The organism is Gemmatimonadales bacterium (genome assembly GCA_030697825.1).
In the GTDB taxonomy this organism is placed as follows: Bacteria; Gemmatimonadota; Gemmatimonadetes; order Gemmatimonadales; family JACORV01; genus JACORV01.
The window spans coordinates 47,741-59,082 of the sequence record JAUYOW010000102.1; the positions used below are offsets into that span (position 1 = coordinate 47,741).

The following is an 11,342-nucleotide window of genomic DNA, read 5'->3' on the forward strand; positions in this document are numbered from 1 at the left end:
AAGTGTGCGGCATCTTCGGCATCTCCGGGCATCCCGAAGCCGCGCACCTGGCCTACCTGGGCCTCTACGCGCTGCAGCACCGCGGCCAGGAGGCGGCCGGCATCGTCTCGGTGGACGACGCGGGCGTGGCACGCGCCCACAAGGGCAACGGGCTCGTCTCCGATGTATTCAACGAGGAGATCATCCAGAGCCTTGAGGGAGCTACCGCGATCGGCCACACCCGCTACAGCACCGCCGGCGGGAGCGCGGCGGTGAACACGCAGCCCTTCCTGGTGCGCTACCGCATGGGCACGCTTTCCATAGCGCACAACGGCAACCTCACCAACGCCGGCGAGCTGCGCCGCGAGCTGGTCGAGGCCGGCAGCCTGCTCCAGTCCACCGCCGACACCGAAGCCCTCATCCATCTGATCGCCCGCTCCGCCAGGCCCACTCCCGACGAGCAGATCCGCGAGGCGGTGATGAAGGCCGAAGGTGCGTACTCGCTGCTCGTCACCGTCGGCCGGGTCCTCTACGCCGTGGTGGACCCGCGCGGGTTCCGGCCGCTGATGCTCGGCAAGGTGGGCGACGCGACGGTGGTGGCTTCCGAGAGCTGCGCGCTCGACATCGTGGGCGCGCGCATCACCTGCGAGCTGGAGCCCGGGAGCGTGGTCCGCATCGAAGGCGGGCAGGTGGAATACCTGGAGCCGCTGCCGCCCAAGCCGCTCAAGCGCTGCGTGTTCGAGCTGGTGTACTTCTCCCGCCCCGACAGCATGGTCTTCGGCGAGAGCGTCAACCTGTTCCGCCGCAACCTCGGCCGGGCGCTGGCGCGGGAGCACCCCGCCCCGGGGTCCGACTGCGTCTTCTCCGTGCCCGACTCGTCCAACGCCGCCGCGCTGGGTTACGCCGAAGCGGCCGGGCTGCCGCTGGAGCACGCGCTGATCCGGAACCACTACGTAGGCCGGACCTTCATCCACCCCGTGCAGGCGGGCCGCGACGCCAAGGTGAAGATCAAGTACAACGCGGTGCGCGAGATCATCGCGGGCAAGAGCGTCGTAGTGGTGGACGACTCCATCGTCCGCGGCACGACCAGCCGCGGCCTCGTGGCGATGATCCGGCAGGCCGGCGCGCGCGCGGTGCATTTCCGCGTCGCGTCGCCGCCCACCGTCGGGCCGTGCTACTACGGGATCGACACGCCCACCCGCCAGGAGCTGATCGCGTCCAACCACACCGTCGAGGAGATCCGGAAGTACCTCGCCGTGGACTCACTCGGGTACTTGTCGCTCGACGGGATGGTACACGCGAGCGAGGGAGACGCCGACCGCTTCTGTCACGCCTGTTTCTCCAACCAGTACCCCACCGAGATCCCGGCGGACGCCACGACATCGGGCTATGCCGCGGACCTCGTACGCACTTCATAGGAATACCGGCATGAGGCGCTACGTCTATTACTTCGGGGGCGGACGGGCCGACGGCTCGGCGGCGATGAAGGGTGTCCTGGGCGGCAAGGGCGCCGGACTGGCCGAGATGACCAACCTCGGAGTCCCGGTGCCGCCCGGCTTCACGATCAGCACCGAGCTGTGCATCGAGTACATCAAGACGCGGAAGTACCCTCCCGACCTCCGCGCCGAGGTGGACGCGAACCTCAGGCGCGTCGAGGAGTTGACGGGCCGGCAGTTCGGCGGGGCGGAGCGGCCGCTGCTCCTGTCGGTTCGCTCGGGCGCCGCGGTCTCGATGCCGGGGATGATGGACACCATCCTCAACCTTGGCATGAACGACGGGGTGGCCGACGAGCTGGCCCGGCAGACGGGCAACCCGGTCTTCGCGTACGACGCGTATCGGCGGTTCGTGCAGATGTACGGGGATGTGGTACTCGGCCTGAAGAGCAACAAGAGCCCGTTCGAGCACCTCATCGACCAGAAGAAGAAGGCGCGTGGCGTGAAGCGCGACATCGACCTTCCCGCCTCAGACCTTCGCGCGCTGGTGGACGCGTTCAAGGAGGCCATCCACGACCGCACCCGCGTGACGTTCCCGGAGGAACCGATGGCGCAGCTGTGGGGCGCCATCGAAGCCGTGTGGCTCTCGTGGCTCGGTGAGCGCGCCGCGGCGTACCGGCTGATCCACCACATCCCCGAGGACCTCGGCACCGCGGTCAACATCGTGGCGATGGTCTACGGAAACCTCGGCGAGGACTCGGGCTCGGGTGTCGGGTTCACGCGCGATCCGTCTACGGGGGAGAAGCGCTTCTTCGGCGAGTTCCTGGCCAACGCGCAGGGCGAGGACGTCGTGGCGGGCATCCGCACCCCGGAGCCGATCGACCGGATGGCATCGCTGTTCCCGGAGGCGTACCGAGAGCTGATAGAGACGGTCGGGCGGCTGGAGAAGCACTACCGCGACATGCAGGACCTCGAGTTCACGGTCGAGCGCGGGAAGCTGTTCCTGCTCCAGACGCGGAACGGCAAGCGCACCGGCGCGGCGGCGGTCCGGATCGCGGTAGACATGACGGCCGAGGGCCTGGTAAGCGAGGAGGAGGCGTTGCTGAGCGTCTCACCGGAGGCGGTGGAGCAGCTGATGCACCCGACGGTGGATCCGGCGGCGCCCTGTACCGTCCTCACCACGGGCCTGCCCGCGTCGCCCGGCGCGGCGGCGGGCCAGGTGGTCTTCGACGCCGAGGAGGCGTTCGCCTGGGCCGCGGAGGGGAAGTCCGTGATTCTGGTGCGGGCGGAGACGTCGCCGGAGGACATTCGCGGGATGGCCGCGGCCAAAGGCATCCTCACCGCGCGTGGCGGGATGACGTCGCACGCGGCGGTGGTCGCGCGCGGGATGGGCAAGTGCTGCGTGGTCGGAGCGTCAGCGCTGGACGTGGACCACGAAGCCGGGGAGTTCGCCGTGAACGGGCGGCGCATCGCTCGCGGCGAGTGGATAACGCTCGACGGCTCGACCGGCCGGGTCATCGACGGCCGGGTACCGCTAGTCGCGCCGAGCTTTTCGGACCACTTCGCGCAGTTCATGGGCTGGGCGGACAAGCATCGGCGCCTCGGGGTGCGCGCCAACGCCGACACGCCGGGCGACGCGCGCCGCGCCCGCGAGCTCGGCGCCGAGGGGATTGGGCTCTGCCGCACCGAGCACATGTTCTTCGAGGGCGAGCGGATCGAGTGGGTGCGGAAGATGATCCTCGCCCGCGATGCCGCCGGGCGGAAGCGCGCCCTCGCCAAGCTGCTCCCCATGCAGCGGTCCGACTTCGAGGGGATCTTCGAGGCGATGGACGGCTTCCCCGTCACGATCCGCCTGCTCGACCCGCCGCTGCACGAGTTCCTGCCGCACGATCCCGACGAGATCGCCGCGCTCGCCAAGGACATGGGAGTCTCCGCGAAGAAGCTCGCCGGCGTGGTGGAGTCGTTGCGCGAGGCCAACCCCATGCTCGGCCACCGCGGCTGCCGGCTGGGGGTGACCTATCCCGAGATCACGGAGATGCAGGCGCGGGCGATCTTCGAGGCGGCGGTGCACGTCACGGCGCGCGGCGTCAAGGCGGTCCCCGAAGTCATGGTGCCGCTCGTCGCGGATGTGACCGAGCTCAAGCATCAGGCGGACATCGTGCGCCGAGTGGCGACCGAGGTCTTCGCCACGGCCAAGCGCGAGGTGCCCTACCTCCTGGGGACGATGATCGAGCTGCCTCGGGCCGCGCTCACCGCCGACGAGATCGCGGAAGTCGCCGAGTTCTTCTCGTTCGGCACCAACGACCTCACCCAGACCACCTTCGGCCTCTCGCGTGACGACGCGGGCCGGTTCCTGCCGTACTACGTTCAGCACGGCCTCCTCCCCGCCGACCCGTTCCAGGTCCTCGACCAACGGGGCGTGGGGAAGCTGATCCGCATCGGCATCGAGCTGGGCCGGAGCAAGCGCAAGGACCTGAAGGTGGGAATCTGCGGAGAGCACGGCGGCGAGCCCTCGAGCATCGCGTTCTGCCATGATGCGGGGATGGACTACGTGTCGTGCTCGCCGTTCCGCGTGCCCATCGCGCGGCTGGCGGCGGCGCAGGCCGCGCTGAGGGAGAGGGGCGTCGAGGACCGCACGGCGGCAACGGTGTAGCCTGGGGCGGCAGGTATTTGCTTCGTTATCCACTTATGCGGGCAGTCCGCGCCGGCACCGCCTGACCCTTAACCCGCTTGCCCTCGCCTACAGTTCGAGGACGGTACGCAGGCCGTCGTCCACCTGTCGGAGGAGACTGGTGGGTAGGTGACCAACCCGCTCGGTCAGCAGCCGGCGGTCAATGGTGAGGACTTGCGAGACGTTTGCCACTGAGTCACGCGGCAGGCTCGCGGCGCGGGCCGGGAGCAACACATTGCCGGGCGCTTCAACGAGATGCAGGTTGGATGTCAGGACTACGACTATCGCCGTGGCCAGCCGACTGCGATTGAATGCATCCCCTTGAACCACGAGCACGGGTCGGCGGTAACCGGGCCCCAAGCCAGCTGCATCCGGCAGGTTGGCCCACCAGACGTCGCCGCGATTCAACTGCACTCTACCACTTCTCGCGCGCCAGCGCTCGTTCTTGGGCGGTTGCGAAGGCAGGGTCCAGCCGACTATCCTCGGCGGCGTAAACAGCATTCAGCCGCTTCGTGATCTGATCGGCCTTGTGCTTGGCCAGGTACTCCGCCAGCGCCCGCGCGAAGAGCTCGCTGCGGCTCACGCCCAGGCGCTTGGCCAGGGCATCGCCGGACCGGAAGAGGCTATCGGGTAGGGAGATCGCCGTTTTCATACCGCAGTATAAACTCGGTGGGCCGCGGGGGAAAGCGGTCCAACCCTCGCGCGCCCTTCGAGCTCGGGTGGAGCCCCTCGGCCGCGAGCAGGACGCCGGCCTTCACCAGCTCCTCGTTGTACTTCCCCATGATCTCGAGGTCCTGCGCTGACGGGAGCATGCCCGCTTCCGTGTTCTTGTCGGCCCTGAGCAGCATCATGAATCGCATGGTTGTGTCTCCGCTTGGTTAGGAGCCGGGTTTCCGGGCGGTCTCGACCGGGTGTGAACCCTGGCTCTATTGTCACGACGAACGAGGGGCGGCGAAATCGACAGTTTCAGTATCGTTCCCTCGGACGTATTTGTTAAGTGTCGGCAATGCTATGACTTGATCCGTTCCGCGGTTGGCCGGCGACAGGAGAGCGACATGTTCACTCTCAGCACGGCAGACGACCAGGTGATCCGCGATCCAAGCCCGGAGCAGATCAGTGCCGTGATCGAAGGCCTCGCTCCCGGCGGAGACTCGTTCGCCATACTGGCCACCGACGCCGACGAGCTCACCTTCATTCAGGCCATAGGAAGCCCTTCAGAAGGCTTTTCGCTGGAGTATCAGGATGGATCTCTGGATCGGCACTTCGAGTGCACCAGCCAGGACCTCACGCCGGAGCATGTGGTGCTGGCGTTCCGGTCATATCGACGCGGTGAGCCGGCCTGGAAGACGGCTTTCGCCTGGCGGCGACTCGAGCTGTAATGGCACCATGCTTGCCGGTTGTCCTGATTCTCGGACGCGCTGCGGCTGGCGTCCTGCCCGCTGCCGCGCCACATTCGTGTGGGCCGACAACGCAGCGCAGCCGGAAGGGGGACGAGCATGGAACGACCATCGGGACAACGCCGCCAGGGAGAACGCCGCCGGCTGTTGGACCAGCGTTCGCCGATCGCGCGCCGGCTGCGGCGCGCCTTCCCGGATGCCCGCGTCGTGGCCATCTCGGGGCGGCCCTCCTACGCGGGAGGCCTGGACCCGCTCGCGGTCGCGCAAGGACTCGGCGCGGTCCGCACGATCCGGATGCCGATCTCCCGCGACCAGCTGCTGCGGATCGTGGAGGAGGTGCGATGAGCGTCAGGCGACGGCGACGGTGCGGATCGTATCCGCGAATGTTGGCGGCAGTTCTGCTCGCCGTCGTTGCCGTCGCGGCCTGCGGCAGCGCGACCCGGGCGCCGGCGCGCCGCGGCGCAGAGCCCCGCACCGGGGATCAGGCCATCCTCACGCCCGCGGCTATGGCGAGGGCCGACAGCGGTCGGCCTCCCTACACCGCGGCGGACGCGCACTTCATGTCCGGCATGATCGGCCACCACGCGCAGGCGGTGCTGATGGCCGGCTGGGCGCCCACCCACGGCGCGAGTCAGGCGGTGCGCGCCCTGTGCGAACGGATCGTCGTGGGCCAGCTTGACGAGATCGTGGTCATGCAGCGCTGGCTCCGGGAACGGCATGAAACGGTTCCGGACGCGGACGCGTCGTACCACATGATGGCCGGCATGGATCACCCCATGCTCATGCCCGGGATGTTGACCGCCCAGCAGCTGGCGCAATTGGATCGCGCGAGGGGCCCCGAGTTCGACCGGCTGTTCCTGACCTTCATGATCCAGCACCACCGGGGCGCGATCACGATGGTGGAGCGGCTGTTCGGCGCGCAGGGCGCCGCCCAGGACGACACCGTCTTCAAGTTCGCCTCCGACGTGAACGCCGACCAGACCACCGAGATCGACCGCATGAACACCATGCTCACGACGATGCCCACTGGAGAGCGCAGCCCATGAGATCCAAGTCTTCGTCCGTTCGCCCGCTCGCGTCCCTGTCCCTCGGGGCCGTTCTGCTGTCCGCCGCGGCGTGCGCCAGAACGTCGTCCTCGTCGGCCCCCGCCGCCCTGTCGCCCGCGCCCGACTGGTCGGTGACGGCGCCCAGCCCCGATCCGCGGGTCGGACTGCGCGCCGGGTGGTTCGACGCCGCCGAAGTGACCTGGAACATGCGCGTGGTCTCGAGGACCCCGCCCTCGGCGCCGTTCATCAATCGGAGCACTCCGGGCGACTTCCGGCTCATCAACTCGGACCTCTCGTTCGTCGGGCATTACATCATCCAGGGCAACTTCAGCGGCTATCAGGTCTGGGACATCTCGCAGCCGAGCCACCCCACCCTGCGCACGTCCTACGTCTGCCCCGGTTCGCAGAGTGACGTCTCGGTCTATCGCAGGCTGATGTTCGTGTCCGGCGAGGCCATGAACGGCCGCACCGACTGCGGCACGCAGGGCGTCCCCGACACGGTGAGCCACGACCGGCTGCGCGGCATCCGCATCTTCGACATCACCGATATCGCCCACCCGCGTTACCTGGCCAACGTGCAGACCTGCCGGGGCTCGCACACCCACACGGTGGTGACCGACCCGAACGACACCGCGAACATCTACATCTACATCTCCGGCTCGGCCCCGGTGCGCTCGCCCAACGAGCTCGCCGGCTGCTCGAACCTGATGCCGGACCGGGACCCCAACAGCGCGCTGTTCCGTATCGAGGTCATCCGGGTGCCGCTTGCCGCGCCTGAGCAAGCGCGGATCGTGAGCTCGCCGCGGATCTTTAGTGACCTCGCCGCACCGGCCCGACACCCCGAGCTCCGTGCCGATTCGATCGCCGCCTCCGAACGGGCGGCCGCCGAGCGCCGGCGAACCGGCGCCGCCGCGCCGCCGCCGGAGCCGAGGACCGGACCCAACCAGTGCCACGACATCACCGTCTATGCGGCGATCGGCCTCGCCGGCGGCGCGTGCGGCGGCTACGGCCTCCTGCTCGACATCCGCGATCCGGCCCACCCGCGGCGGATCGGCGCGGTGGCCGACTCGAACTTCTCCTACTGGCACTCCGCGACGTTCAACAACGACGGCACCAAGATCCTGTTCACCGACGAGTGGGGCGGCGGCTTGCATCCCCGCTGCCGCGTGACGGACAAGTATGAGTGGGGTGCCAACGCGATATTCACCCTGGTCAACAACACGATGACGTTCACGAGTTACTACAAGATGCCGGCCCCGCAGACGCCCAATGAGAACTGCGTGGCCCACAACGGGACGCTCATCCCGATCCCCGGGCGCGACATCATGGCCCAGGGCTGGTATCAGGGTGGCATCTCGGTCTTCGACTGGACCGATCCGGCGCACCCGAGGGAGATCGCCTACTTCGACCGCGGCCCGATGGACTCGACCACACTCTACGGCGCCGGGTCGTGGGCCGCCTACTGGTACAACGGATACATCGTGAGCTCCGAGCTCGCACGCGGGCTCGACATCTTCGAGCTGACGCCTAGCGCGCTCCTCTCGCAGAACGAGATCGACGCGGCGAAGCTGGTGCAGGTGGACTATTTGAACCCGCAGGATCAGCAGAGGCTGGTCTGGCCCCCGAGCTTCGTGGTACCGCGCGCCTACCTCGACCAGCTCGCGCGGTCGAACGGCCTGGCGGCCGACCGGGTGTCGGCGGTGAGGAATGAGCTGGCCCGCGCCGAGAGGCTTTCGAGGGCGCAGCGGCGGGACGCGCTGACGCAGCTGGCGACGCAACTGAACGGTGACGAGGAGGGAGCCGCCGACCAGGCCAAGGTGCGGGCGCTGGCCGCGGCGGTGAGGGACCTGGCCGACGCGCAGCTCTGATCGCCACGGTCTAGGCCCGCGAGCCTTGACGCCGCGCCGCGCGCTGCCATATATGAGGCCCGGAAGGCGCTTTGTCCGTTCTACCCCACCCCGCTGGAGGCCCCATGCGCCGTACCGCCGGCTTCTGTGCCTGCGCTGCTCTCGCCCTCTTCGTACCCCTTCGGACACTTGCCGCCCAGAGCGGCGGTATCCGCGGTCGGGTCGCCGATGCGGGCGGCGCCCCCCTCGCACGCGCCACGGTCAGCGTGGACGGCACGCCCCTCAGGGCCAGCAGCAACGACCAGGGCGGGTACCTGATAAGTGGAGTCCCGGCCGGCACCCACACGGTCCGCGCCCGCGCCCTCGGTTACGTCGCCCAGTCAGCCCAGGTCACCGTCGCGGGCGGACAGACCACTACCCGGGATTTCACCCTCCAGCCCCAGCCCATCAGTCTTTCGGCCATAGACGTCACGATCGGTTCGCGCGCGCGCCACACCGCGGCCGAAGAGCTGGCCGTGCCGGTGGACGTGTACGATGTGCAGGACATCGCCAGTCAGGGAACCAGGGAGACCAGCCAGATCCTGCAGGCGCTCTCACCCTCGGTCAACTTCCCGCGCCAGAGCGTCACGGACGGTACGGATATCGTCCGGCCGTTCACGCTGCGTGGCTTGAGCCCCGATCACACGCTGGTGCTCGTCAACGGGTGGCGGCGCCATCAGACCGCGCTGGTCAACACGTTCGCCTACGGCACGGGCGCCGGCTCCAGCGGCGTGGACCTGAATGCGATTCCGGCAAGCGCCATCGAGCGGATCGAGGTATTGCGCGACGGCGCCTCCGCCCAGTACGGCTCCGACGCGATCGCGGGGGTCGTCAACATCGTCACTCGGGAGGGGGTGTTCAGTCCGTTCGTGAGCCTGGACGCCGGACAGCACTTCAGCGCGGACTACCCGAACGACGGCCGGACCTTGAACGTGAACGGCGGCTGGGGGTTCGGGCTCGGACGGGGGTCGCTCGCGCTCTTCGCCGAGGTGCTGGACCGGCAGCCGACCAATCGAGCCGGAGCCGACCTGTTCGACGACCCCCTGGTGCCGCAGCCCAACCAGCACTGGGGCGACGGGCTGGAGCGGGACCTGATGACGATGGCAAACCTCCGGATGCCGCTCAACGACGACCGAACCAGTGAGATCTACGCCTTCGGCGGCTACAGCTTCCGCAGTGGAACGGGGAACGGATACCGGCGCTACGCGGGCAGCGACAGGAACTGGCCGCAGATCTACCCGCTTGGCTTTCTGCCCGAGTTCAACCCGGACGTCACCGACTTCTCGCTCGCCGGGGGGTACCGGGGTGCCATGCAGGGTTGGTCCGTCGATGCCGGGGCCTCATTGGGGCACAACGCCTTCGAGTACAACCTTCGCAACACTCTCAACGCGTCGCTGGGGCCGTGTGTCGCTCCCGCTGCGCCGTGCGCGCCGGGCTCCGACGGCATTCTGGGCAATGCGGACGATCCCGGGATCCCGAACCAGACGTCGTTCTTCGCGGGCCAGTTGCGACGCGAAGAGTTCGCGGCAGGGATCAACGCGGCCAAGCCGCTGAGCCTGGGGCTCGCGGCGCCGGTGAACGTAGCAGTCGGTGCGACCCTCCGGCGCGAGAGGTACCGGATCACACAGGGGGAGCTGGCGTCGTGGGTGGACGGCGGAGACACGACGCAGTCTGGCGGCGAGGCGTCGGCCGGTTCCCAGGTGTTCCCCGGCTTCGCTCCCGGCGACGAGGCGGACGCGAGCCGGACCAACTTCGGAGCCTACGCGGACCTCGAGAGCGATCTCACTCCCGAGTTCCTGGCCAACCTGGCCGCGCGATTCGAGAGCTACAGCGACTTCGGCTCGGTAGTGACCGGCAAGCTGGCGTTCCGGTACCGGCCCTCGCCCGAGTTGACTTTTCGGGCGGCCAGCAGCACGGGGTTCCGTGCGCCGGGGCTGGGGCAGATCAACTTCAGCAAGGTGATCACGAACGTGATCGCCGGCTCCATCGAAGAGATCGGCGTCTTTCCCGTCGGCAACGCCGCCGCCCGCGCCCTCGGATCCAAGCCGCTCCGCGAGGAGTCGTCGGTCAACTTGAGCGCGGGGTTCGCCTTTAGCCCCGACCCGAACCTGACCTTCACGGCGGACTATTTCCGCATCACGATCAACGACCGCATCATCCTCGGTGCGACGTTCGACGACGACACGACGCTGGCGATCCTGGCGGCGGGAGGGTTCAACAACATCGCCGGCGTCCAGTACTTCACCAACGGGCTGGACACGCGTACCCAGGGCGTTGACCTCACCGGCAACCTGCGAGTCCCGGCCCTGACGGGCACGCTCAACCTCACGGGCGCAGTCAACTTCACCAGGAACGAGATCACCCGCGTCGATCCCCTGCCCGCGGTGCTCCAGAACTCGGCCGAGCCGGGCCTGCTCGACACGGTGACCGTGCTGGCCATCGAGGAGGAACGACCTGATTGGCGGGCGACGGTGACGGCCCAATACTCTACGGGACGGCTCCAGGCGCTGGTCCGCGGATCCTACTTCGGCGGGTTCTCCTCCGCGCAGCCGGGATACTGCGATCGGTGCCGGGAAACGTACGGGGCAAAGACCCTGTTCGACGCCGAAGTGGGGTATCGCTTCGGCCTGATGAACCTTGCCGTCGGTGTCCGGAACCTCTTCGACACCTATCCGGACCAGCCGTCGTCGCTGACCCCGACGGACCCGAACGACCCGACCTCGGATCCCGCGAAGCTGTACAACAACAACTACGGTACGTTCCCTTGGGCCGCGGCGTCACCGTTCGGGTACAACGGGCGGTATCTGTACGCGAGGGTGGATATGCGGATGCGTTAGGACGGTTGAAGGGAAAAGGGCGTTGAAGAGTTGAGGCACTCGCCACCGACCCTTCAACGCCTTTTTTCTTTTCAACCTTCAACGTCTTTCGTT

Annotated in this window: 10 protein-coding genes; 7 read left to right on the forward strand and 3 right to left on the reverse strand. The window is 68.2% G+C overall.

The genetic code is table 11. The annotated features are described in order from the left end of the window. Positions 1 to 2: 2 nt before the first annotated feature. Entirely contained in the window at positions 3 to 1,397 is a 1,395-nt protein-coding gene (gene purF / locus Q8Q85_05490; GenBank protein ID MDP3773704.1) for an amidophosphoribosyltransferase, read from the forward strand. 10 nt (positions 1,398 to 1,407) lie between these two features. Further along, positions 1,408 to 4,065, forward strand: a complete 2,658-nt coding sequence (gene ppdK, locus Q8Q85_05495) for a pyruvate, phosphate dikinase (protein MDP3773705.1) — start codon at positions 1,408 to 1,410, stop codon at positions 4,063 to 4,065. Between the two features lie 87 nt (positions 4,066 to 4,152). Here the strand turns inward: ppdK and Q8Q85_05500 are convergent, their stop codons facing one another. From Q8Q85_05500 to Q8Q85_05510, 3 genes are read right to left on the reverse strand one after another with little or no spacing between them, the layout of a single operon-like run. Continuing rightward, on the reverse strand, positions 4,153 to 4,497 hold the full coding sequence (locus Q8Q85_05500) for a type II toxin-antitoxin system PemK/MazF family toxin (protein MDP3773706.1): 345 nt from the start codon (positions 4,495 to 4,497) through the stop codon (positions 4,153 to 4,155). A 1-nt stretch (position 4,498) separates the two neighbouring features. After that, positions 4,499 to 4,735 carry a ribbon-helix-helix protein, CopG family gene (locus tag Q8Q85_05505; protein ID MDP3773707.1) on the reverse strand — a complete coding sequence of 79 codons (237 nt, stop codon included), beginning with the start codon at positions 4,733 to 4,735 and terminating at the stop codon, positions 4,499 to 4,501. Continuing rightward, positions 4,707 to 4,943: a hypothetical protein gene (locus Q8Q85_05510; GenBank protein ID MDP3773708.1), complete on the reverse strand. Its 237-nt coding sequence runs from the start codon at positions 4,941 to 4,943 to the stop codon at positions 4,707 to 4,709. Before Q8Q85_05510 ends, Q8Q85_05505 begins: the two co-directional genes overlap by 29 nt. A 195-nt stretch (positions 4,944 to 5,138) precedes the next feature. On the opposite strand from Q8Q85_05510, the gene Q8Q85_05515 reads away from it, so the two are divergent. From Q8Q85_05515 to Q8Q85_05535, 5 genes are all read left to right on the forward strand, one after another. Further along, on the forward strand, positions 5,139 to 5,462 hold the full coding sequence (locus tag Q8Q85_05515; GenBank protein MDP3773709.1) for a hypothetical protein: 324 nt from the start codon (positions 5,139 to 5,141) through the stop codon (positions 5,460 to 5,462). Between the two features lie 117 nt (positions 5,463 to 5,579). Further along, positions 5,580 to 5,825, forward strand: a complete 246-nt coding sequence (locus tag Q8Q85_05520) for a hypothetical protein (protein ID MDP3773710.1) — start codon at positions 5,580 to 5,582, stop codon at positions 5,823 to 5,825. A gap of 38 nt (positions 5,826 to 5,863) precedes the next feature. After that, positions 5,864 to 6,526 carry a DUF305 domain-containing protein gene (locus Q8Q85_05525; GenBank protein ID MDP3773711.1) on the forward strand — a complete coding sequence of 221 codons (663 nt, stop codon included), beginning with the start codon at positions 5,864 to 5,866 and terminating at the stop codon, positions 6,524 to 6,526. Continuing rightward, on the forward strand, positions 6,523 to 8,394 hold the full coding sequence (locus Q8Q85_05530; protein ID MDP3773712.1) for a hypothetical protein: 1,872 nt from the start codon (positions 6,523 to 6,525) through the stop codon (positions 8,392 to 8,394). Before Q8Q85_05525 ends, Q8Q85_05530 begins: the two co-directional genes overlap by 4 nt. 104 nt (positions 8,395 to 8,498) lie before the next feature. After that, positions 8,499 to 11,249: a TonB-dependent receptor gene (locus Q8Q85_05535; protein MDP3773713.1), complete on the forward strand. Its 2,751-nt coding sequence runs from the start codon at positions 8,499 to 8,501 to the stop codon at positions 11,247 to 11,249. Positions 11,250 to 11,342 lie beyond the last annotated feature (93 nt).